The organism is Cupriavidus pinatubonensis, from assembly GCF_019602855.1.
GTDB classification, from domain to species: Bacteria; Pseudomonadota; Gammaproteobacteria; order Burkholderiales; family Burkholderiaceae; genus Cupriavidus; species Cupriavidus pinatubonensis.
This window is the reverse complement of sequence record NZ_CP080766.1, coordinates 1,812,540-1,835,109: the sequence shown is the minus strand read 5'-3', so window position 1 is coordinate 1,835,109 and position 22,570 is coordinate 1,812,540. Positions and strand designations below refer to the sequence as shown.

At 66.0% G+C, this 22,570-nt stretch carries 23 protein-coding genes; 19 read left to right on the top strand and 4 right to left on the bottom strand.

The features are described from left to right. Positions 1 to 184: 184 nt before the first annotated feature. The 3 genes from K2O51_RS08330 (at position 185) to ku (ending at position 3,417) form a co-directional block, all read left to right on the top strand. A complete protein-coding gene (locus K2O51_RS08330) occupies positions 185 to 2,164 on the top strand; it encodes a hybrid sensor histidine kinase/response regulator (RefSeq protein ID WP_011301195.1) in 1,980 nt (659 codons plus the stop codon). Between the two features lie 88 nt (positions 2,165 to 2,252). Next, positions 2,253 to 2,396, top strand: coding sequence for a hypothetical protein (locus K2O51_RS08325; protein WP_166487102.1), 144 nt, complete (start codon positions 2,253 to 2,255; stop codon positions 2,394 to 2,396). Between the two features lie 16 nt (positions 2,397 to 2,412). After that, on the top strand, positions 2,413 to 3,417 hold the full coding sequence (ku, locus tag K2O51_RS08320; protein WP_140949413.1) for a non-homologous end joining protein Ku: 1,005 nt from the start codon (positions 2,413 to 2,415) through the stop codon (positions 3,415 to 3,417). Positions 3,418 to 3,493: 76 nt separating this feature from the next. Here the strand turns inward: ku and K2O51_RS08315 are convergent, their stop codons facing one another. After that, entirely contained in the window at positions 3,494 to 3,949 is a 456-nt protein-coding gene (locus K2O51_RS08315) for a BON domain-containing protein (RefSeq protein WP_220630058.1), read from the bottom strand. Positions 3,950 to 4,264: 315 nt separating this feature from the next. Between K2O51_RS08315 and K2O51_RS08310 the strand changes: the two genes are divergently transcribed. Both K2O51_RS08310 and K2O51_RS08305 read left to right on the top strand, forming a co-directional pair. Next, positions 4,265 to 4,546, top strand: coding sequence for a hypothetical protein (locus K2O51_RS08310; RefSeq protein WP_041680293.1), 282 nt, complete (start codon positions 4,265 to 4,267; stop codon positions 4,544 to 4,546). A gap of 248 nt (positions 4,547 to 4,794) precedes the next feature. Beyond that, positions 4,795 to 5,727: an oxygenase MpaB family protein gene (locus K2O51_RS08305; protein ID WP_041680294.1), complete on the top strand. Its 933-nt coding sequence runs from the start codon at positions 4,795 to 4,797 to the stop codon at positions 5,725 to 5,727. Between the two features lie 9 nt (positions 5,728 to 5,736). Here the strand turns inward: K2O51_RS08305 and K2O51_RS08300 are convergent, their stop codons facing one another. Then, on the bottom strand, positions 5,737 to 7,209 hold the full coding sequence (locus K2O51_RS08300; RefSeq protein WP_220630057.1) for an MDR family MFS transporter: 1,473 nt from the start codon (positions 7,207 to 7,209) through the stop codon (positions 5,737 to 5,739). On the opposite strand from K2O51_RS08300, the gene K2O51_RS08295 reads away from it, so the two are divergent. Continuing rightward, the gene (locus K2O51_RS08295; RefSeq protein ID WP_140949410.1) at positions 7,208 to 7,405 is read left to right on the top strand and encodes a hypothetical protein; all 198 of its coding nucleotides are present in this window, start codon (positions 7,208 to 7,210) and stop codon (positions 7,403 to 7,405) included. The genes K2O51_RS08300 and K2O51_RS08295 overlap by 2 nt on opposite strands. 74 nt (positions 7,406 to 7,479) lie before the next feature. Here K2O51_RS08295 and K2O51_RS08290 read toward each other — a convergent pair whose 3' ends face one another. Then, on the bottom strand, positions 7,480 to 9,360 hold the full coding sequence (locus K2O51_RS08290) for a methyl-accepting chemotaxis protein (protein ID WP_140949409.1): 1,881 nt from the start codon (positions 9,358 to 9,360) through the stop codon (positions 7,480 to 7,482). A gap of 881 nt (positions 9,361 to 10,241) precedes the next feature. On the opposite strand from K2O51_RS08290, the gene K2O51_RS08285 reads away from it, so the two are divergent. The 8 genes from K2O51_RS08285 to K2O51_RS08250 all read left to right on the top strand — a co-directional run bounded on the left by K2O51_RS08285 (position 10,242) and on the right by K2O51_RS08250 (position 16,309). Continuing rightward, positions 10,242 to 10,562: an RNA chaperone Hfq gene (locus K2O51_RS08285; RefSeq protein WP_011301202.1), complete on the top strand. Its 321-nt coding sequence runs from the start codon at positions 10,242 to 10,244 to the stop codon at positions 10,560 to 10,562. Positions 10,563 to 10,783: 221 nt separating this feature from the next. Beyond that, a complete protein-coding gene (locus K2O51_RS08280; RefSeq protein WP_011301203.1) occupies positions 10,784 to 11,905 on the top strand; it encodes a flagellin FliC in 1,122 nt (373 codons plus the stop codon). A 133-nt stretch (positions 11,906 to 12,038) separates the two neighbouring features. After that, a complete protein-coding gene (locus K2O51_RS08275; protein ID WP_011301204.1) occupies positions 12,039 to 12,410 on the top strand; it encodes a flagellar protein FlaG in 372 nt (123 codons plus the stop codon). A 50-nt stretch (positions 12,411 to 12,460) separates the two neighbouring features. Next, the gene (gene fliD, locus K2O51_RS08270) at positions 12,461 to 13,876 is read left to right on the top strand and encodes a flagellar filament capping protein FliD (RefSeq protein ID WP_011301205.1); all 1,416 of its coding nucleotides are present in this window, start codon (positions 12,461 to 12,463) and stop codon (positions 13,874 to 13,876) included. Between the two features lie 21 nt (positions 13,877 to 13,897). Beyond that, positions 13,898 to 14,302 (top strand): flagellar export chaperone FliS, encoded by a 405-nt coding sequence (gene fliS, locus K2O51_RS08265; protein WP_011301206.1) that lies wholly within the window; start codon positions 13,898 to 13,900, stop codon positions 14,300 to 14,302. A 22-nt stretch (positions 14,303 to 14,324) separates the two neighbouring features. Continuing rightward, a complete protein-coding gene (locus K2O51_RS08260; protein ID WP_011301207.1) occupies positions 14,325 to 14,657 on the top strand; it encodes a flagellar protein FliT in 333 nt (110 codons plus the stop codon). A 51-nt stretch (positions 14,658 to 14,708) separates the two neighbouring features. Then, the gene (gene fliK / locus K2O51_RS08255; protein ID WP_220630056.1) at positions 14,709 to 16,031 is read left to right on the top strand and encodes a flagellar hook-length control protein FliK; all 1,323 of its coding nucleotides are present in this window, start codon (positions 14,709 to 14,711) and stop codon (positions 16,029 to 16,031) included. Continuing rightward, complete coding sequence (locus tag K2O51_RS08250; RefSeq protein ID WP_011301209.1) at positions 16,028 to 16,309, top strand: EscU/YscU/HrcU family type III secretion system export apparatus switch protein; 282 nt, start codon at positions 16,028 to 16,030, stop codon at positions 16,307 to 16,309. Before fliK ends, K2O51_RS08250 begins: the two co-directional genes overlap by 4 nt. Positions 16,310 to 16,403: 94 nt before the next feature. Here the strand turns inward: K2O51_RS08250 and fliE are convergent, their stop codons facing one another. Continuing rightward, complete coding sequence (gene fliE / locus K2O51_RS08245; protein WP_011301210.1) at positions 16,404 to 16,727, bottom strand: flagellar hook-basal body complex protein FliE; 324 nt, start codon at positions 16,725 to 16,727, stop codon at positions 16,404 to 16,406. A gap of 458 nt (positions 16,728 to 17,185) precedes the next feature. Here fliE and fliF point away from each other — a divergent pair, with 458 nt between their 5' ends. Genes fliF through fliJ form a run of 5 tightly spaced genes read left to right on the top strand, consistent with a single transcriptional unit; the run spans position 17,186 to position 22,556 of the window. Then, the gene (gene fliF, locus K2O51_RS08240) at positions 17,186 to 18,892 is read left to right on the top strand and encodes a flagellar basal-body MS-ring/collar protein FliF (RefSeq protein WP_220630055.1); all 1,707 of its coding nucleotides are present in this window, start codon (positions 17,186 to 17,188) and stop codon (positions 18,890 to 18,892) included. Further along, positions 18,879 to 19,892, top strand: a complete 1,014-nt coding sequence (gene fliG / locus K2O51_RS08235; protein ID WP_011301212.1) for a flagellar motor switch protein FliG — start codon at positions 18,879 to 18,881, stop codon at positions 19,890 to 19,892. The genes fliF and fliG overlap by 14 nt, the downstream gene beginning before the upstream one ends. Beyond that, positions 19,879 to 20,652 (top strand): flagellar assembly protein FliH, encoded by a 774-nt coding sequence (fliH, locus tag K2O51_RS08230; RefSeq protein ID WP_220630054.1) that lies wholly within the window; start codon positions 19,879 to 19,881, stop codon positions 20,650 to 20,652. The genes fliG and fliH overlap by 14 nt, the downstream gene beginning before the upstream one ends. After that, positions 20,645 to 22,111 (top strand): flagellar protein export ATPase FliI, encoded by a 1,467-nt coding sequence (fliI, locus tag K2O51_RS08225; protein ID WP_220630053.1) that lies wholly within the window; start codon positions 20,645 to 20,647, stop codon positions 22,109 to 22,111. Before fliH ends, fliI begins: the two co-directional genes overlap by 8 nt. Beyond that, positions 22,104 to 22,556, top strand: coding sequence for a flagellar export protein FliJ (gene fliJ / locus K2O51_RS08220; RefSeq protein ID WP_011301215.1), 453 nt, complete (start codon positions 22,104 to 22,106; stop codon positions 22,554 to 22,556). Before fliI ends, fliJ begins: the two co-directional genes overlap by 8 nt. Positions 22,557 to 22,570 lie beyond the last annotated feature (14 nt).

Genomic DNA, 22,570 nt, shown 5'->3' with positions numbered 1-22,570 from the left:
TGCGCATGTTTCCCTCGTGGTCCCACCGATAACGGACCGGATACCTGCTGCCAACGCAGCGATACAAGGGGAACGACGCCGTGAGCACGCATAAGCTTGTAAAGCGTACATACTGTACGCAAATCTATCGGGTAATTTCTACAACGCGCTGCGCTGCGGCCCCGCGTCGCGAAGGTTGCCGGCCATGACCTCGCGCGTTGCCCACCAAGGCCGCCTGATCCTCAACGTGGAGGACCGCGAAGGGCCGCGCTATGTGAAGAGCAGCATCCTGCAACGCGCCGGATTTTCGGTGCTGGAAGCTTCGACCGGACAGGCAGCGTTGTCGCTGGTGCGGCAGCATATGCCTGCGCTGGTGCTGTTGGCGCTGCGCCTCCCGGACATCAGCGGGCTTGAGGTCTGCAAGCTGCTCAAGTCCGACCCCCACCTTTCCAGTACGCCCATCCTGCTGACTTCGCCGGCGCTTGCCACTTCAGCGCAGCGCGTGGAAGCACTGGATTGCGGCGCGGACAACTTCATGGTCGAACCGTCAGAGCCCGAGGAACTGATCGCCAGTATCCAGTCGCTGCTGCGGCTGCGCCGGGCCGAGGATGCCTATCACCGCACCAGCCAGGCCCTGCACGACAACGAGGACATGTTCCGCCAGCTCGCGGAGTCGCTCGTCGATGTGGTCTGGCTGCTTGACGCGCGCGAGCGCCGCCTGTTGTTCGTCAGTCCGCGCCTGTCGGAGCTGTGCGGCCAGACGCCGGAAAAGATGATGGAAGACCCGTCGTGCTGCCTGGATCGCGTCGTACCGGCGGATCGTGCGCGCGTGGCAAGCGCCGTTGCCAGCATGCTGCAGGACGGCAAGCTCGACATCGAATTCCAGTTCATGCACGCCGACGGCGGCATCCGTGAAGTCCTTGCACGCGCCTTCCCCATGCGCGGCACTGGCAATGAGACGCTGCGCGTGGCCGGCACTTGCCAGGACGTCACCACGCAGAACCGTGCCCGGCGCGCGTTGCGCGGCGAGGAGCGCCGCAAGGAGCAGTTCCTGGCCATGCTTGCGCACGAATTGCGCAACCCGCTGGCCCCCATGCGCAGCGCGGTCGACCTTCTGCAACAGCCACAACCCGCGCCGGCCGACGCATTCCGCGCGCGCGACGTGATCGGACGCCAGCTCAGGCACTTGTCGCAACTGGTGGACGACCTGCTCGATATCTCGCGCTTCAACCAGGGCAGGATCACGTTGCGACAGGACCTCGTGGAACTGCGCGGCGCGCTCAACACCGCGGTGGAAACCGTAAGGCCCGTCATGGAAGCCCAGCAGCACACGCTGCGGCTGTCCTTGCCTGAACAGCCGCTGCCCGTGCGCGGCGATATGGTCCGGCTCACCCAGATCTTCAGCAATCTGCTACACAACGCCGCGGCCTATACGCCGGCCGGCGGACAGATCCGGCTCGATGTCACGGTGACGGACGGACGCGTCGACGTCAGGGTGCACGACAACGGCATGGGCCTTACGGGGACACTGCAGCGGCTGCTGTTCGACCCGCTGGCACCCGAGGAGCCGGGCAGCCCGCCCGTTGCGGGAGCCGGATATGCGGACGATGGCGCCGATACGGGTGGCGCGCAGTCTTATATGCCGGAAGGTCCCGGCATCGGTCTGACCCTTGTCCAGCAGCTCGTGCGGCTGCATGGCGGCAGTATCCGGGCAGAAAGCCCGGGCCCCGGCGAAGGCAGCACCTTCATCGTGGAGTTGCCGGTCGAGCCGTGGCAGAACTGGCATCCGGCCGAGACCATGGCGCCTCGGCCGTCCGGCCCGCCGCGCGTGATCATGCTGGTGGACGACAACACCGATGCGCTTGAGGCCATGAGCATGACGCTGAGGATGCTGGGACACACCGTGGTGACCGCGCCCGATGGCCCCAGTGCCGTTGCACGCGCACCGGAAGTGAAGCCCGAGGTAGTGCTGCTCGATCTCGGCATGCCCGCCATGGATGGCTTTGAGACCGCGCGGCGCCTGCGCGCGCTGCCCGAAATGCGCGGAGCGACACTCGTTGCGCTCACCGGCTACGGGCAGCCCGAAGACCGCCGGCGGGCGCTGGAAGCGGGATTTGACCGCCATCTGGTCAAGCCGGCCAGCCTGGAAGCGCTGACCCGGCTGTTCGAGGAGCAAGGCAGCTGATCCCGCCGAGAGGGCGCCGAAATGGCGTCGAAAAGGCACTCGGCGCAGCCTTCGAGGATCAACCGCATCAACCCTGACGGAACACGATATGCATACCACTCCCGACCCCGACATACCCGCTCGCAAGCCCGAGATCCCGCCCCCGGAACCGCCGCCGGGCGAGCCAGAGCCCGTCGTCGATCCGCCCCCTGGTGACGTGCCGCCGCCACCGCCGCAACGCGCGGCCGCCTGATTCGAGGAGACCCGCCGTGTCCCGCATTATCTGGAAAGGCGCGATCACGTTCGGCCTGGTCAACATTCCGGTGGTGCTGAAGCCCGCGTCGCGCAACCAGACACTGGACCTGGATCTGCTTGACGCGCGGGACATGGCACCGGTCGGCTACCAGCGCATCAACAAGAGCACCGGCAAGCCCATTCCCAAGGAGCACATCGTCAAGGGCTACCAGTACGAGAAAGACGAATACGTGGTGCTCAGCGACGAAGATTTCCGGCAGGCCAACGTCGAGGCGACGCAGACGGTGGATATCGTCAGTTTCGTGCAGGCCGACGACATCCCGCCCTACTACTTCGACACGCCGTACTACCTGGAACCCGACAAGCGCGGCGAGCGCGGCTATGCACTGCTGCGCGAAACCATGCGGCGCACCGGACGCGCCGCGCTGGCGCTCGTGGTGCTGCGCAATCGCCAGCACCTGGCCGCCATGCTGGTCGACGACAATGCGCTGGTGCTCAACACCATGCGCTTTGCCGACGAAGTGCTGCCGATCTCGGAGCTCAAGCTGCCAAAGGCGTCGAGCGGAAAGGCCACGGGTGCGCACGCGCGCGAGATCGAAATGGCCGTCAAGCTGGTCGAGGACATGAGCGAGGAATGGGCGCCGGAGCAATATCGCGACACCTATCGCCACGACCTGATGGCGCGCATCGAGCAGAAAATCGAATCGGGCCAGACGCATGAGCTCACGCCGGCGGCCGAAGAAGAGGAAGCGCCACGCAAGAGTGCCAAGGTCATCGACATGGTGGCGCTGCTCAAGCAGAGCCTCGACACCCGGGGCAAGCGCGGGGGTCGCGACAAGTCCTCCGAGCCCAAAGAAGAGGACGCCCCTCGAAAGACCGCACGCCGTGCGCCGGCCCGCAAGCATGCACCCGCAAAACGCGCGGCCGGCAGCCGCGCGTCCGCGAAGCGCGCGTCGCATTCGTCCGGCGGCAAGAGCACCTCTGCGTCACGGACGACAGCGCGGCGCAAGCAGGCCTGACGCCGCGATCCCTACCGGGAAGACATGGCAATGCGAGGGCCGGCCCACATGGGGCCGGCCATTGTCCATGCGGCGGTCAGCGCGACGATACCTTCAGCGTGTCGTTGACCGAGGTCACGCCGTCCACGCCGCGGATCGTCTCCAGCGCCAGGTCGTGCTGTTCCTGGCTCGGCACGACGCCGCTGACATTGACCGTACCATCCTTGGTCTTGATGTGGATGCCCGTCGACTTCAGGTCCTTGGTCGACAGCAGCTTGGTCTTGATCTTGGTGGTGATGGTGCTGTCCGTGACGGCCTGCTTGGCCTTGTCGGTGCTCGTGTCGCTGTTTGCCGGGGCGGTTCGCGTGTCGCGATCGATGGCGGCGCGGCCCGGCATGCCCGGCGCAGAATTGGACGGCGGCGATGTGGTGTCGACAGCAGTACGCATGAAGCCGCCGGCATCCAGCGCCAAAGCGCTGCCCCCGACAACCGCCAATGCTGCCGCCAGACAGGCCTTGCGCAGGATCGGAGCGGTAGGTTGGCTGGATTGCATGGTTCTCTCCTAAGCGGGTAATCGGAACGGCGTGCCACGGCACCTATGCTGCTTGCACGCGACGACGCGCGGCGGCCGCGCTGGTGTACTGCAATCCCCGTACCTGTTCCCAGTCCGTCGCGTGTGCGCAGTACGCACTGGGCAGGCCAACCGAGCGGCACGCGGCCATGTAAATCGGGACAACGATTTGTAAAACCGGCTGGAATCATTCACCGCCGCCGACGGGAATCCCGCCTGCGGCGGTAAAGACAAAGCTGGCATATGCCTTGCGACATGCCTTGACGCGGCAGTTCGCCGCGCGACATGGAGAGAGCAATGGGACAGCAGCAACAGCAGCCGGGGCAATCCCAACAGGGCCAGCAAGGGCAACAAGGCCAGCGGCAGCAGGAGCAGTCGCAAAGCGGCCAACGCAGCGGCCAGCAAGGTTCTGAACAGGGCCAACGCTCGAGCGGCGGACAGATGGGTAACCAGGACAAGGGTTCGGGCCAACAGCAGCAGCAGGATCGCGGCGGAAGCTCGCAACAGGGCCAGCAAGGCCAACAAAGCCATCAACAGGGACAAGGCGGCATGGGAGGCGGAGGCCAGCGCCAGCCGTAACGCGTGACCTGCCGGTGCCCGTCCGGCACCGGCACATAAGTTCTCCGGCATGCGGGCAGCAGCATGCGGTGCTGCCATTCACGCATCCCGGACATTGGGTGGGCCGGAATTCGAAGGAATTCCGGCTCTTTTTTTGTTGCTCGCCCCGCCCATCGCAACTGTGCAGTCGCACCAGCCCCCGGTCAGCCATCATCACGCCACCGGCTTCCCGTGTATCCTGACCGTGACCTCCAACGCATCCACCGATCTTGTCAGCCTCCACCGACCCCACGGCTGGCCGCGGCCACGGCCAGTTCATCAGCCGCATTTCGAGTCGCCTGCGCTCTGAGGCCGGCGCTCAGGTGCGCGCGCTCACCCGCAGCAATTCCGGCCTGACGCTGGACTACGACAACCCGCCCGGCGACCCGGGGCTGTTTGGCCCGGATGCGGTCTGCTGGCGCGTGCATGCAGACTTTCCCGCGATGCTGGCCGGCGGTGTCAGCGCGCTGCTGATGCAGACACTGCACCCGCTGGCACTGGCTGGTGTCTGGGACCATTCGACCTTCCGGGCCGACATGCAAGGGCGGCTGGGCCGCACCGCCCAGTTCATCGCGGGGACGACCTACGGCAGCCGCGCCGACGCCATGGCACTGATCGCTCGCGTGCGGCGTATCCACTCGCACATCCGCGGCAGCGGACTCGACGGACGGCCCTACGCCGCCGATGACCCCGCGCTGCTGACATGGGTGCACGTGGCTGAAGTATCGAGCTTCATGGCCGGGTATCTGCGCTATGTAGGTCCGCTTGGCAACGCCGAGCAGGACCGCTATTACGACGAAGTCGCTCAGATTGCCGAATTACTGGGCGCGTCCGATGTGCCCCGCTCCAGCGCGGCGATTGCCGCCTATCTCGAGGCAATGCGGCCGCAGCTGGAAGCAAGCGCGCGCACGCGTGAAGTGGCGCGGCTGGTGATGAAGATGCCGGTGGCCAACCCGATGCTGCTGCCGGCGGTGCGCGTCATGGCCTACGCGGGCATTGCGCTGCTGCCTGACTGGGCGCGGCGGATGCTCGATCTCGACGGGCCATCGATACGCCGTCCGGCATCGCTGGCCGGCATGCGGGTGCTGGCCCCGACGTTGCGCTGGGCCCTGGGGCCGGGGCTGGCGGCGCGCGCGCGGCGGCGGGTGGCGCGCGGCGCCTGAGACCGAGGGCTACTCGGCCGCCGCGGGGCTGCCTCGCAAGGTGGCTTCCCGCAGGCGCATGACCAGGAACGGTGCCAGCAACGACACCGCCGCGCTCATCAGGAACAGCAGGCGGAAGGCGTACTCGGCGGCCTGTCGTACGGCGGCGGCGTCGGCGGCCGGGGTGTCAGGGGCCAGCGCGCGGCGGAACATGCTCATCAGCACGTCCTCGCCGCCGGCCAGGTCGGTCACGGCCATCCCGCTATGGCGCAGCAGCGCGATCAGCACAGTGGTCAGCACCGCCACGCCGACGGCGCCACCGAGCATGCGCGAAAACGCCGTCAGTGCCGTCGCAATGCCCACCTGCTGAGGCGGCACGGCATTTTGCGTGGCGACCAGGCCGCTCGGCAGCTGCAAGCCGATCGAAAAGCCAAGAATCACCATTACCAGCACGCACAGCCAGACCGCGGCCGGATCGACAAAGGCGAGTGCGACAATCGCCAGAGGCGCCACGGAGGCGCCCGCCATCTGCAGCGGCTTGTAGCGGCCAGTGCGCGACATGATGCGCCCCGACGCGTAGGCGCCGAACGGAATCGCTAGCGTAAGCGGCACCAGCCGCAGCGCAGCGGCATCGGCCGCGGCTCCGCCCACTACCTGGAAACGCAGCGGCAGCAACACCGACATGGCGATGAGCTGGAAGAAGCAGAAGAACAGCGTGGCACAGCAGATCGCCACGGTCGGCACGCCCAGCATGGCCAGCGGAATCACGGGATCCGCCGCACGCTTTTCCTGCCAGACGAACAGCGCGATGGCGACAAGGCCGGCGATCAGCAGCGCCAGCGAATCCGTCCGCAGCGGGGAATGCCCCTGCCCCAGCCGCGTCAGGAACACCAGCACGCCGCTGAGGCCGCCGCCGAACAGCAGCGCGCCGAGATAGTCGATGCGATGGCGCCGGCCGCTGACCGGCAGGAAGCGCAGTGCACGGCGCACCACGACCAGCGCCAGCAGGGCCAGTGGCAGATTGATCCAGAAAATCCAACGCCAGGACAGGTAATGCGCGAGGTACCCGCCGATCACCGGCCCGGCCATGCTAGCCACCGCCCACACGCCGCTCACGTAACCCTGGTAGCGGCCGCGGTCCCGCAGCGGCACCACGTCGGCAATGGCCGCCTGCGACACCGAGATCAGTCCGCCTCCGCCCAGGCCTTGCAGGATTCGCGCGAGGATCAGCTGCGGCATGGTTTGGGCCAGCGCACACACCGCCGAGGCGACCATGAACAGCAGGATGGAAAACGACAGTACCGAGCGCCGGCCCAGCACGTCGGAGAGCTTGCCGTAGATCGGCGTGGCCACGGTCGAGGCGACGAGGTAGGCCGAGATCACCCAGGCCATGTCCTCGAAGCCGCGCAGCTGCAGCGCGATCTCGGGCAGCACTACCGCGACGATCGACTGTTCCAGCGCGCCGAGCAGGATGGCCAGCATCAGCCCGAACAGGATCTGCATGACCGGCGGTTCGCTGGTGGCGGTCGGGACGGTTGGGGAGGACGAGGAAGGCGAAGTATCGGCCGCGTGCGGCGACTGGGAAGGAACGGCGGTCATCGGCACCAGCGGCGGCAGGCATGGCGGCCGTAAGGCGCCGCATGCGCCAGGTGGACCGGCCTGCTCTTGCTACGAGGATCAGGAAGAGCCGCCATTGTAGGCGCTTTGAGACATTCGCGCCGGCGCTCTCGTGGAGGGCGCTGGCGCAATGGTGAAGGGACTGCTACGGTCGGATCAGAAGGTTTCCCAGTCGCCGCTGTCGGCCATGGCCGTCTGTGTGGCACCGGCGGGGCGTCGCAGGGCGGTCTTGAGCACCGGTTCCTGACGCTGTCGGCCGACCGGCGGACGCTCCTTTGCGGGCACGGCCGGCGCGCGCTTGGTCAGTACAGCCTGCGATTGTGGCTTGCGCTGCACCGGCGGACGCGTGGCCGCAGGCACGGCTGCGGCACGGGCACGCGGGGCGGCCAGGGCTGCAGGGTTCGCCATCGGCGGGAGCGGCGCGGGGTCGATTTGGCGCGGCGGTACGACTGCATCCAGCGCGAGCGTCGCCGGGGATCCCTGTGCGACGTCGAACCGGCCCACTTCGTTCACCAGGCCCCCGGCCTGCTGCATGAGGCTCTCCGCCGCAGCGGCGGCCTGTTCGACCAGCGCGGCGTTCTGCTGCGTCATGCTTTCCATCTGCGTCACCGCCAGGCTGACCTGCTCGATGCCGGAAGTCTGCTCCGTGCTGGCCGCCGAGATCTCGCCCATGATGTCCGTCACCCGACGCACCGCCCCAACGATGTCGTCCATGGTCTTGCCCGCCTGTTCGGCCTGACGCGCACCGTCCTGCACCTGCCGCACCGAGCCGCCGATCAGCTCGGCAATTTCCTTGGCGGCAGCGGACGAGCGCTGCGCGAGATTGCGCACCTCTGACGCCACCACCGCAAAGCCGCGCCCCTGCTCGCCCGCGCGCGCCGCCTCGACCGCAGCGTTGAGCGCAAGGATATTGGTCTGGAACGCAATGCTCTCGATCACGCCGGTGATATCCGCCACCTGCGACGACGACTTGGAGATGCTGTCCATGGTCTGGACCACATCGCGCACGACGCGGCCGCCTTCCGTGGCCACATCCGACGCGTTGACCGCGAGCTGGTTGGCCTGCCGCGCGTTGTCGGCGTTCTGGCGCACCGTCGACGTGAGCTGCTCCATCGATGCTGCGGTTTGCTCCAGCGACGCAGCCTGCTGTTCCGTGCGCTGCGACAGATCGGTATTGCCGCGGGCGATCTCGCGCGTGGCGCCGTCGATCGAGCCCGATGCCTGCTGGATGCCATGCACGAGTGCCGCCAGGTGGCGGAACGCGCGTTCGAGCGCCGCCAGCATGCGGCCCATTTCATCGCTGCTGCGCACGTTGAACGTGTGGCGCAGATTGCCCGTGGCCAGCGCCTCGGCGGCTTCCAGTGCCTCGCGCGCGGGACCGGTGATCGACCGCGTGATGGCGGTGCCCATCAGCACCGCGAGCAGCACGGCCAGCGCGGTCAGGCCGAGCAGCACATTACGGGTCCAGACAAACCCCGCATCGGCTTGCTTGACCGCGGCCAGCGCAAGGTTGCGGCCGCCGTCCATGATCTCATCGAGCTTTTCGAAGTACGGGCGCTGCGCGGCGGGCAACGTCACCACAAGGGCCGCCCGCGCGCCGGCGAACTCGCCCGCGCCGAGCTGGCGCAGCACCATGTCGAGCTGGCCGTTGTAGGCCTCGCGCGCGGACGTCAGATCGGAAAAGGTCTTCTGCAGGTCGGGACGGCCGGAAGCGGCGATCAGCTTGCCCAGCGCATCGAGCGTCGCGCCCATCTCCTTGCGCATGCCGTCGATGCGCTGCGTATTTTGCTGGACCAGCGCGGGATCTTCGGTCAGGGCCGCGTCACGCACGATCACGCCGATCTCGAGCGCGTCTTGCTTGACATGGCCAAGGTCGATCACCTTGAGCAGGCGACCCTCCACGGTCAGGTGCAAGGATGCGTTCATCCCAGCCAGCGACGTCACGCCAAATACCGCGACGCCAATCAGCAACAGCACCACCAGCATAAAGGCCAGGGACAGGCGGGTCCCTATGCCAAGGTTTCGCAACCAGGCCATCTCACTCCCTCCAAACACTCCGTGATTGATATTTTTGTCATGCGCGCGCGTGAGAGCCGTCACTGGACGTGACTGCTGACAACCGGCGCACGGCTGCCTATCGGCGATGACCGAACACTTCTTGAAGGGAATTTGGAATTGGCATGGAAAGTGGCCGCATTTCCATGAATGGGCAGGTTGCGGTGTGCCTTTTAATCCTGCCAGGCATCCCGATGGCCCCATGGCGGAGCACCGCAAGGTGCTGCCGGCTCGACGTGAGCCCCAAAAAAAGAAGCCCACGCGCGGGGTGCTCGTAGGCTTTCCAGGACTGCTCAGAGCCAGTTAGCTCTGGTATGAATATAAACGTGCTTACATGAGGTGTAAATCCCGTTTCTATCAGTGAACGCCCTAGTTGAATGCGATGAAATAATCACTTTTATCGCGACGGCACAAGGTTTCGCTCGAATTGGGATCGCACTATGTAAGTGTGCACTTATGTTAATACAAAGGGCATACAAGCGTCCCAGGAATCCGCAGCGCGTCTGTCGGCCGTTGGCCGGCAGACCGCTACCTCAAGAGTGTCGATATTGGCAACGAGCCGTCTAGAGGAAAACCTCTAATTCTCGAAGATGGCCGACTTCTGCTGTGTTTGTAAAAATTTGTTACTCTCGCCGCTGAAGTATTCCCCTTCTCCCCGACCGCACCGGTCGCCAAAAAGCGCGTCGAACCCCGTGGTCCGCAACACGGCCCCGTCGGCGGCGTGGCGCGCGGGAAGCATTCCCATGCCGGTGCCGAGAGCGAATGTTTCTCCCATTGCGCTGGCCGGGCCATACTGAATATCGGCACCGGTCGGTCGATCGCCACCAGCCGCCAGAACCCCTGCGGGCTCTTCCGGAGTCGATGTGAAGAAGGAAACCAGGCCCCCACGAGACAGCCGGAAACTGCAGCACCAGCAACTCGGCCTCCACGCGGGAAGCCGCATCCCGGTTGTCGTGCTCCTGTGCAACGGCACCCGGCTGCAAGGCGTAGTGCTCGCCCTGGACGACTACCTGCTCTTGCTTGGCAAGGACATGCAGGACACCAGGCCGGTGGTCGTATACAAGCATGCGATTGCCATGATCACGCAGGCCAGCGCTGGCGGCGAAGCCTTGCCCGCCCCCGAAACCGACACCTCGCCGGATTTCGTACCCATCTACATGCCGCGCAAGCGCCGGCGGCGCTGAAGTACGGCCACAACGCGGCCGCGCCAGACACGCTGCAGCCGTCCGCAACGAGCGAGCCGCGGCCATCTCGGCTGTTGCAATCCTGCGAAAAAGTCACTCTAAACCTTTCGCGACACCTGTCGATAACCCAAACAACGGAGGCACTCTACGCCCTGCAAAGCAGGCAGCCAACGTTACGGCAACTGCCGGAATGCCCAAAACTTTGCATACAGGAGTCGTAAATGGCGCAAGTCATTAATACCAATTCGTTGTCTCTGATGACTCAGAACAACCTGAACGCTTCGCAATCGTCGCTGAACACCGCGATCCAACGCCTGTCGTCGGGTCTGCGCATCAACAGCGCCAAGGATGACGCTGCTGGCCAAGCCATTGCGAACCGCTTCACCGCCAACATCCGCGGCCTGACCCAAGCCCAGCGCAACGCCAACGACGGCATCTCGCTGGCGCAAACGACCGAAGGCGCACTGACCGAAGTCAACAACAACCTGCAACGTATCCGTGAACTGAGCGTGCAGGCCGCCAACGGTTCGAACTCGGGCTCCGACCTGGCTTCGGTCCAGGCTGAAATCAAGCAACGCCTGGACGAAATCGACCGCGTTTCGTCGCAGACGCAGTTCAACGGCGTGAAGGTCCTGGCCAGCAACTCGAAGATGGCTGTGCAGGTTGGCGCCAACGACGGCGAAACCATCAGCATCGACCTGAAGCAGATCAACGCCACCACGCTGGGCCTGAACACCCTGAACGTAGCCGGCCCGTCGTCGGCCGGTACCACGACGCCGTACGCCTATAACAGCGCCAACACCGCCACTGGTGAAAATGCTGTGGTCCAGGGCCGCGACAACACCGGCGCCAGCGTCGACGTCGCCGCAGCGGACATGACGTTCACGGATGCGAACGGCGGCACCGCCAACACGCTGGTGCAAGATGACAACGGCCGCTGGTTCGTCCAGAACGGCACCGATTTCTACGCGGCCACGATCACCGTCAAGGACGCCGCCCAAGGCACGACCACCGCCACCCCGACGGCAACCGTCACGTTTGATTCGAGCAAGCCGCTGTCGGCCGCTACCCAAAACCCGCTGGCTGCCATCGACGCCGCCCTGTCGAAGGTCGACGACCTGCGCAGCTCGCTGGGTGCCGTGCAAAACCGTTTTGACTCGGCCATCGCCAACCTGGGCACGACCGTGACGAACCTGTCGGCTTCGCGCTCGCGCATTCAGGATGCAGACTACGCAACGGAAGTGTCGAACATGACCCGCGCGAACATCCTGCAACAGGCTGGTACCTCGGTTCTGGCGCAAGCCAACCAGACCACTCAAGGCGTGCTGTCGCTGCTGCGTTAATCGCACCTGCGCTGGCAAAAAAGGCTGGGCCGCAAGGCCCGGCCTTTTTGCCGGGAGCGTTTTGCAGGCAGACCACTGCCTGCAAAGCGTTTCTTTCCGATGTTGATTCACGCCAAACCGGATGGAGCAAATCATGGCGTCTCCTTCTTCAGTGACTCCGGTCGCAGTGCGACTTCCTTCCGATGTGCCCGCCAGCACCATTGGCGTCCAGGCACCGACAGGCGTCTCCTTTCCCGTTGTTGGCAATGGCCAGGACGACAGCGGAAAGACTGGCGCGGCGGGTTCGGTGGATACCTCCGCTGCCGTCGGCGAACTGGTCGAGGCACTGAAGTCAACGTCGATCAGCCTGCGCTTCGAGATCGACGAAAGCACGCACCGCGTCATCACCAAGGTGGTCGACAAGGAAACCGGCGAACTGATCCGGCAGATGCCCACCGTAGAGGTACTGCGAATCGCAAGCGCCATCGACAAGCTGCAGGGACTGTTCGTCAGCCAGGCCGTGTAAGCGCGCTCACCATACGAAGTCACGTCAATTGAAGAAGAGGTAAAAACAACATGGCAGCGATCTCCGCCCTTGGCGTCGGCTCGAACCTGGACCTGACCAGCCTGCTCGACCAACTGAAAACCGCCGAGCAGGCACCGCTCGACGCCATCGACAAGCGGGCCACGAGCTTCCAGGCAAAGCTGTCGGCTTTTGGGCAGGTGCAGAGCGTGTTGACTGCATACCAGGCCGCCGCCAAGAAGCTTGGCGACGCCACGACGTTCGGTGCCGTCAAGGCCACGGTGGGCTCGACTGACATCATGTCGGTGACCACGGCATCCAACGCCGTACCGGGCAACTACAGCATTACCGTCAAGACGCTGGCTACCGCGCAATCGCTGGTCAGCGGCCAGATTGCCGATCAGAAGGCTGCCATTGCCGGCACCAGCGGCGAGATCGTCTTCGACTTCGGCGAAGCACTCGCGGCGGATCCGACCGCCACACCGACCAGCACCAAGAAGGTCACGATTGCGAACAACGCCTCGCTGCAGGATATCCGTGACGCCATCAACAAGGCCGGCGTAGGCGTGACCGCCAGCATCATCAATGATGGCAGCAGCACCCCGTATCGCCTGGTGCTGACCTCCGACAAGACCGGCACGCAGGCCACCATGCGCGTGTCGTCGGGCAGTGCGGCGCTGAACAATATCGTCGGCTTCGATCCCTCGGCAACGACGAATGCCATGGAGCAGAAGGTGCCCCCGGCCAATGCCACGCTGAAGGTGAATGGCATCGATATCGTCAGCCAGAGCAATGCCGTGGTCGACGCCGGCCAGGGCCTCACGATGAACCTGACCAAGGAAGGCACCACCTCGCTGACGGTCACGCGTGACTACGATTCGATCAAGTCGTCGATCCAGGCCTTCGTTACCGCGTACAACAATATCCAGACCACGGCGAAGTCGCTCACTGCATTCGATACGTCCAAGCAAAGCTCGTCGCCACTGACCGGCGACGGCACGCTGCGCTCCATCCAGATGCGCCTGCGCTCCATGCTTGGCGGCACCATGCCGGACGGCAACGGCGGTTCTATCTCGCTGGCAGATATTGGCATCAAATTCGACGGCAAGACCGGTACCATGTCGGTTGACGATACCAAGCTGACCAAGGCGCTCAACAACAATCTTGCCGGCGTCACTGCCATGTTCTCGAGCACCACGGGCACCGGCGGCATCGGCAAGCAGGTAAGCGGCTATGTTGACGGCCTGTCGGCCACAAACGGTTCGCTCAAGACCGCGCAGGACGGCATCACCAAGACGCTGAAGGATCTGGAAAAGAACTATAGCGACTCGCAGGATCGTATCAACACAACCATGGACCGCTACAAGGCCCAGTTCACCCAGCTGGACCTAATGGTCAGCCAGATGAATCGCACCAGCAGCTACCTGACGCAGCAGTTCACCGCGCTGAACAACGCATCGAGCAAGTAACCGCCTTAACGAGAGCAAACCATGTTCGCCCGCCAAGCCATCAACGCCTACGCCCAGGTTGGGGTCCAGACCGGCGCCATGAGTGCCAGTCCCATCAAGCTCATCACAATGCTGTATGACGGCGCGCGCGCTGCCATCGCGAGGGCAAAGTTCCATCTGGAGAACGGCGAGATCGTGGCGCGCGGCAATGCCATCTCCAAGGCCATCGACATCGTCGACAACGGCCTGCGCGCCGTGCTGGACCACGAGGCGGGCGGCGAGATCTCCGCCAACCTCGAGTCGCTGTACGAATACATGGTGCGGCGCCTGATGCTGGCCAACCTGCACAGCGATGGCGACATGCTCGACGAAGTCGACCGGCTGCTGGAAAGCCTGGCTTCGGCCTGGGCGCAGATCGACGAGACGTCCCAGCAGGCAGAGCAATAATTTACGCTGCAAGGCTACCGAAATGGCTCAATTCTCTCCCATCGTCACCTGCTACGAGGAAATCCTCGTGCTGTCTGGCCGCATGTTCGAAGCCGCGCAGGCCGCGGACTGGGATACCGTCGCCGAACTGCAGAGCGGCTACCTGGTGCTGGTCGACCGGCTGCGCCAGCTCGACCATGAAGCGTCGCTCTCGGATGCCGAGCGCATGCGCCGCTACCAGTTGCTGGACCGCATCCTGACGTACGACGCGCGTATCCGTGACCTGGCCATGCCCGAACTCCGCCGCATTGGCAGCCTGCTGACCAGCTCGCGCCGCCAGTTCGACCTGTCCGCCGCCTACGGCGCGACGGCGTAACGCTTTGCGCGGCGAGTCCCAAGAGGCCCGCCGCTCGTCTGTCCCGGCAACATGACCGGCATCCATCTTCCTCCCGGACTGAGTTCCGTCCAGACGCTCGATCCGCAACAACTGCGCACGGGCCTGTCCACGCTCGACAAGGTTGCGCTGCTCCAGCCCGTGCTGGACGCATCCGAGTCGGGCGTGCAGAACTCGACCGACCAGGCCATCCGCAACAGCCAGGCCGCCAGGGCTGCCAATGGCCAGCCGGGCCAGGCCACGCTGCTGCCCGGCGCCTCCACGCGCGAGTCGCTGAGCTTTGCCGCGCGCGCCATCCTCACGCTGATGGACGGCACGCCTGCGCAGCCACTGCGCTCGGCTGGCCCCTTGCTTCCCGCTCCGCCGACGACCGGCAACACGGCAACCGTGGCGACGGCGCTGGCCAATAAGGTGGATGAGAGCGGACTGTTCTACGAATCGCACCTGGCGCAATGGGTTGCGGGTTCGCGGCCACTGGCCAGCATCCTGCAACAGCCGCAAGCCCCGCTCGGCCAGCCGCTGCTGCCTAATGCGCCCTTCGCGCCGCCGGGTGCGAAAGCCGGACCCGAGGCGCCGATGCTGACGTACAGCGGCCCGTCAGGTTCCAACAGCTCCACGGCCGCCGATGTGCCACGCGCCGCCGGCCCGGTCCCCATCCCTGCCTCGCAGTTGCTTGCCGAAGCGCTGGCAGCGCCAGGCAACCCGCGTGTCGCCCACAACCACGCGCCGTTCGAACAAGGCGTACGCCAGGGCATGGGCTCGCATGCGTCTTACAGCAGAGAGGCATCGCCGGATGGCATGCCGTCCCGGCCTTCCGCTGGCTCGGTCGCCACGCAGGCCTACCAGGCCACGGCCGACGCGGGGCGCGCCCCGGAGCAAGCCGCCGCGCCACGCCACAGCGTGCTGATGGACCTGAGTGCCGGCCCCGAGCCCGCGCAACAGCAAGCGGCGCAGGGACCAGCCATTCACCCGTCCACCGAAGGTGTCGTGCGCCAGCAGCTGGAACTGCTGGCTACGCAACAGTTCCGCTTCGCCGGCGAAGCGTGGCCCGGCACGCCGATGGAATGGGACATCACGCGCCATGAAGACGACGCGGCCAGTCAAGACGCATCGGATGCGCGGCAGTGGTCCAGCCGTCTGCGGCTGCAGTTGCCGAAGCTCGGCATGGTCGAGGCCGTGCTGACACTCGGTCCGAATGGCCTCGAAGCCCGCCTGGCAACGGCCGAGACCGATGTCGCCGCGCGCTTCATCGCGGCGCGTCCGCAGCTGCGCAGCCAGCTCGAAGCGCAAGGCATCGCGTTGCAGCGCCTGAACGTCGAAACACGCGACAGCATGGAAAACGGAGGCGCGGCATGAGCGAAGCCGATCCGAACCGCGGCGCCGCCATCGCACTGTCGTACCAGACGGACGACAAGGCACCTCGAGTGGTGGCCAAGGGCTATGGCGTCGTCGCCGAGGCCATCATTGCCCGTGCGCGGGAAGCCGGCGTCTATGTGCACGGCTCTCCCACGCTCGTGAACCTGCTGATGCAGGTGGACCTGGACAGCCATATCCCGCCGCAACTGTACGTTGCCATTGCGGAGCTGCTTGCCTGGCTCTACCAACTGGAATCCGGCCCCGAGGCTCCGGTCTGATCCCGTTGTTCCCTGAATGGAAACAGCCCCTGCCCGCGTTCGCGGCACAGGGGCTGCCTGACATCCGGTTTGCCGGCGCCATGCCGGCATGGCCTTACACCGGCATATTCATCATTTCCTGATACGCCTGCACCAGCCGGTTCCTCACCTGCACGCCGGTCTGGAACGACACATTGGCCTTTTGCAGTTCGATCATCACGTCATTGAGCGCCACGCCCGGCTTGCCAAGTTCAAAAGCTTCGGACAGGCCGTAGGCGCGTTCCTGCGTGGCATTGATGCGGCTCAGGCTGCGCTGCAGTTCGCCGGCGAAGCCGCCGGAGGCCGCCGGTGCGGCAGCCTGCGAACTGGTGCCGGCCGCGGTCTGGGCCAGGCCGCGCAGCTGCTGCAGCATGCCTTCGATGGGAGAGAGCGTGGTCATGAAGCGGGTTCCCCTGCCGGCCCGGGTGGAAGCATCGGTGCCGGATCCTGTGGTTAGACATGGGTTAGACGACAGGTAGCCGCGCAAATACCGTCGAGACGTGCCGCAAGATTCACATTGCAGTCCCATCGCGCGCGCTTGCCACCCAATTTCAGCGGGGCCAAGCGTACCTGCCGCCCGCCGCGCGCCATCAGCCGAAATCGGGAGGAAAACCCGGCCTATTCACCAGATTGTGCGCAAGCGCGTTGACCGATCATCGCTACCGTGCCGGAAAGGCGCGGGCTTTGCCTTGCGTTTGCCAATCCGGCGCGGTGTTCCAGAACAACCCTCCCGGGAGTACGCGTGTTTTCTCAGCAGCCTGAAGTGAGCCGTGCCGAAGCAAGGCGTGCCGACGTCCATGGTGGCCACCATCGCCAGAGCGATCGGGGCTATCGCCCGGCCATGGCCGGAGCGCGCGCATGACCGCGGCAATGTCCTTGCCCGGCCGCTCGGGCGAAGTGCTCGACCGCCTCAAGGCCAATCCCAAGCTGCCGCTGATGCTCGGTGGCGCCGCGCTGGCTGCGGCCATCGCCGTCGGCGTGCTGTGGTCGCGTGCGCCGGACTACAAGGTGCTGTACAGCAACCTGTCCGAGCGCGACGGCGGCGCGGTGCTGCAGTCGCTGCAGCAGATGAACGTGCCGTACAAGTTCGCCGAAGGCGGCGGCGCCGTGATGGTCCCGGCGGAAAAGGTCCATGAGACGCGTCTGCGCCTGGCTTCGCAAGGCCTGCCCAAGAGCGGCACTACGGGCCTGGAACTGATGGACAACCAGAAGTTCGGCATCAGCCAGTTCGCCGAACAGGTCAATTACCAGCGCGGGCTCGAAGGCGAGCTCGCGCGCTCGATCGAATCGATCGCCGCCGTGCAGTCCGCACGCGTGCACCTGGCCATTCCGAAGCCGACGCTGTTCGTGCGCGAGCGCCAGAAGCCCACGGCGTCGATCGTGCTGCAGCTTTATCCCGGCCGCGCCATCGATGAAGGCCAGGTCGCGGCGATCAGCCACCTGGTGTCGTCGAGCGTGCCGGAACTGACGCCGAAGGCGATCTCCATCGTCGACCAGCACGGCAACCTACTGTCGAACAGCGGCAACGAGCGCATGCTCGACGCGACCCAGCTCAAGTATGTGCAGGCGCTGGAGCAGAACTACCTGAAGCGCATCGAATCGATCCTGACGCCGATCGTCGGCAAGGACAATGTGCGCGCACAGGTGACGGCCGACGTCGATTTCTCGATCGTCGAGCACACCGACGAAAGCTACAAGCCGAACCAGGATCCGACCCACGCTGCCATCCGCAGCCAGCAGACCAGCGAGTCGAACCAGCAGGGTGCGACGCCGCCGGGCGGCGTGCCGGGCGCGCTGTCCAATCAGCCGCCGGCGCCTGCCGCGGCACCGATCACCACGGCGCAAACGCCGCGTGCCGGACAGGCACCGGGCCAGGCCGGCGCACCCGCGCAGCCGCAAGGCGCCCAAGCGGGCCAGGCACAGGCCGCCACGAGCACCGCATCGACCGGCCCGAGCAGCAACCGTCGCGATTCGACCGTCAACTATGAACTCGACCGCACCGTTCGCCACGTGCAGCAGGCGCCAGGTGGCGTGCGCCGCCTGTCCGTCGCGGTGGTGGTCAATTACCGGCAACTGGCCGACGCCAAGGGCAAGATGGTTGCCCAGCCGCTGCCGCCTGCACTGCTGGCCCAGATCGAGAACCTGACCAAGGAAACCATGGGCTTCTCGGCCGACCGCGGCGACTCGATCAATGTGGTGAACAGCCCGTTCACGGTCGATCGCGAAGTCACGCCTGAACTGCCGTTGTGGAAACAACCTGAAATGATCGACCTGGCCAAGACCGGCGCGGGCTATCTGCTGCTGGCGCTGCTGGCACTGTTCGCGTGGTTCAAGATTGCGCGCCCGATCCTGCGCCGCTACACCACCCCGCCCCTGCCGGCACCCACTCCGGCCGCCGAAACTACGGCCGAACTGCTGCCACCCGAGGAACCGACCAATCCGGAAGTTCTGCGGCTGGCCGCGAAGTATGAAAGCGATCTCGCGCTGGTGCGCGACGCCGCGCAACGCGACCCGCGCCTGGTTGCCAGCGTAATCAAGAACTGGATTGGCAATGACCTCCGCTAAAGCCGCCTCCACTGCTACCGGCCTGCAGAAGAGCGCCATCCTGATGATGGCGATCGGCGAAGACGCCGCTGCCGAAGTGTTCAAGCACCTGTCCCAGCGCGAGGTGCAGGAACTGGGCTCGGCCATGGCCGAACTGCGCTCCGTGACGCGCGAGGAAATGGCCGGCGTGCTCGGCGAGTTCCGCGGCGAGACCGAGCAATACCTGGCGCTGAACGTCGATTCGAGCTCGTTCATCCGCAGCGTGCTGAACAAGGCGCTCGGCGAAGAGCGCGCCCAGTCGGTGATCGAGGACATCCTGGAATCGCGCGATCCGGGCAGCGGCATCGACTCGCTGAACTGGATGGATGCGACCTCGGTGGCCGAACTGATCCGCGACGAGCATCCGCAGATCATCGCCACGATCCTGATCCACCTGGACCGCCAGAAGTCGTCCGAAGTGCTGGCGCTGTTCACGGACCGCCTGCGCAACGACGTGATCCTGCGTATCGCCACGTTCGGCGGCGTGCAGCCGGGCGCGCTGCAGGAACTGACGGACGTGCTGTCGAAGCTGCTGTCGGGCCAGAGCCTGAAGCGCAGCCGCATGGGTGGCGTACGCACGGCGGCCGAGATCATCAACCTGATGAGCACCGCGCACGAAGAAGCCGTCATCGACGGCGTGCGCCTGCACGACGGCGACCTGGCGCAGAAGATCATCGACGAGATGTTCCTGTTCGAGAACCTCATGGAAGTCGACGATCGCGGCATCCAGCGCGTGCTCAAGGAAATTGCCACCGAATCGCTCATCGTCGCGCTCAAGGGCGCGCCGGCCGAGCTGCGCGACAAGTTCATCCGCAACATGTCCACGCGTGCCGGCGAAATGCTGCGCGAGGACCTGGATGCGCTGGGCCCGGTGCGCGTGTCGCAGGTCGAGGCCGAGCAGAAGGCCATCCTGCAGGTGGTAAGACGCCTGGCCGATGCCGGCGAAGTCCAGATTGGCGGAGGAGACGATGCCTATGTCTGAGCGCGGCCTTGCCGCACGTATCGCACTGCGCGAGAACCAGGCCGGCGGCGACGCTGGCGGCTTTGCCCCGTTCGAGCCGCCGCGCCGCACGCGCGGCGCCGGCTGGCAGCGCTGGCAGATGGGTTCCCTGGACCCGCGCGCCGCGCTGCAAGAGATCGTGCAGGAAGCACCCGCCGAACCGGCACCGCCGCCGATCGACTTCGCGGCGCTCGACGCCATGCGCGAAGGCGCGCGCAAGGAAGGCTACGCACAGGGCTATACCCAGGGCCAGACCCAGGGCTATGGCGACGGCCACCGCGAAGGCTATGCGCGCGGGCTCGAAGCCGCGCGCAACGAAGCCACGCGCCTGCAGGGACTGGCCGCGAACTTCCGCAAGGCGCTCGACGGCGTCGATCAGGAAGTGTCCGATGCGCTGGTTTCGCTCGCGCTCGATGTCGCGCGCCAGCTCGTGCGCACGAAAGTGGAAGAAGATCCGGAAGTCCTGCTGCCCGCCGTGCGCGAGCTGTTGACCAGCGAACCGGCGCTGACCGGCTCGCCGTGCCTGCTGCTCCATCCCGAAGACGTGGGGCTGGTCGAAGCGCATATGCAGGGCGAACTCGAAGCTGCTGGCTGGACCCTGCGCGCAGACCCGGCCGTCACGCGTGGCGGCTGCATCGCCAGCGCGACCAGCGGCGAACGCGACGCCCGGCTGGAAACCCGCTGGGCACGCGTGGCGAAGGCCCTGGGCCGCGACGATCCGTGGGAGCCGCAGCATGACTGACGCTGCGACGGAAGCCCGGACCGACGTGCCCGAACTGCCGCCGGTGCCCCACGCGGAGCACTGGCGCCATGCCTTGAACAAGGCATCGGCCGGCATCTCCGGCCTCGACAGCAAGCGCAGTTGCGGGCGACTCACGCGCGCTGCCGGCCTGGTGCTGGAAGCCGTTGGCCTGCGACTGCCCGTGGGCAGCGACTGCCTGATCGAACTGCCCGCGGGGCAGTTCAGCGCCAATGCCGGCGGCCAGCGCACGGCTGAAGCCGAAGTCGTCGGCTTCGGCGCAGACCGCCTCTACCTGATGCCGCAGTCCGACGTGGTTGGCCTGCTGCCCGGCGCGCGCGTCTATCCGCTCGAGCCGTCGCCGCAGCCGGAGGGCGCCAGCTCGCCGCGCGAGCCGGGTTCCAAGCGCCTGCCGGTCGGCGAAGGCATGCTCGGCCGCGTAGTGGATGCCGCCGGCCGTCCGCTCGATGGCCTGGGCCCGATCCGCGCCGCGCAGGAAGTCCCGCTGTCCGCCGAACAGATCAACCCGCTGATGCGAGCGCCGATCCAGACGGTGCTCGACACCGGCGTGCGCGCGATCAACGGCATGCTGACCGTGGGACGCGGCCAGCGCATGGGCCTGTTCGCGGGCTCCGGTGTGGGCAAGAGCGTGCTGCTCGGCATGATGGCGCGCTACACCAGCGCAGACGTGATCGTGGTCGGCCTGATCGGCGAACGCGGCCGCGAGGTCAAGGAATTCATCGAACACATCCTCGGCCCCGAAGGCCGCGCCCGCTCGGTCGTGGTGGCGGCACCGGCCGATTGCTCGCCGCTGCTGCGCATGCAGGGCGCCGCGTATTCGACGCGGCTGGCAGAGTACTTCCGTGACCAGGGCAAGCATGTGCTGCTGATCATGGATTCGCTCACGCGCTACGCGATGGCCCAACGCGAGATCGCACTGGCGATCGGCGAGCCGCCCGCCACCAAGGGCTATCCGCCTTCGGTGTTTGCCAAGCTGCCGACGCTGGTCGAGCGCACCGGCAACGGCCCGGAAGGCGGCGGCTCGATCACGGCCTTTTATACCGTGCTGACCGAGGGCGATGACCAGCAGGACCCGATCGCCGACTCGGCGCGCGCGATCCTGGACGGCCATGTGGTGCTCTCTCGCAGCCTGGCCGAGGCCGGCCACTATCCGGCCATCGACGTGGAAGCGTCGATCAGCCGCGCGATGACCGCGCTGATCCCGCCCGAGCAATTCAGCTCGGTGCGCCGCTTCAAGCAGCTGATGTCGCGCTACCAGCGCAACCGCGACCTGATCAGCGTGGGCGCGTACGTGCCCGGCAACGATCCCGAGCTGGATCTGGCGATCCGGCTCCATCCCCGGATGGAAGCCTTCCTGCAGCAGGACATCCACGAGCGCGCGGAATACGACGACGCGGTCGGGCAGCTGCATAGCCTCTTCGACAGGAGCGAATATGGCTAAACCGAATGCTCTGCAAACCCTGGCCGAGCTGGCCCAGAACGACACCGATGCCGCCGCGCGCGAACTGGGCCGGCTGCAGGGGCTGCGCACGCAGGCCGAGAACCAGCTCAACCAGCTCACGCAATATCGCCACGAATACCGCGAGCGCATGCAGGCAGTGGCCGCGGAAGGGATGACGTCGGGGCGCTGGCACGATTTCTCGCGCTTCCTTGATTCGCTCGACCACGCCATCCGCCAGCAGACCACCGCGCTGGAAAAGGCCGAAGCCGACCTGCTGGCCGGACGCAGCCGCTGGCAGAACAACAAGCGCCGCGTGAACTCGTTCGACACCCTGATCGCGCGCGCCGACGCCCGCGAGGAAAAGGTCGCCGCGCGCCGCGAGCAGCGCGCCAACGACGAATACGCCGCACGACTGGCCCGTGACAACGCCAGCCGACTCAACTGAGCCCAAGGGACAAG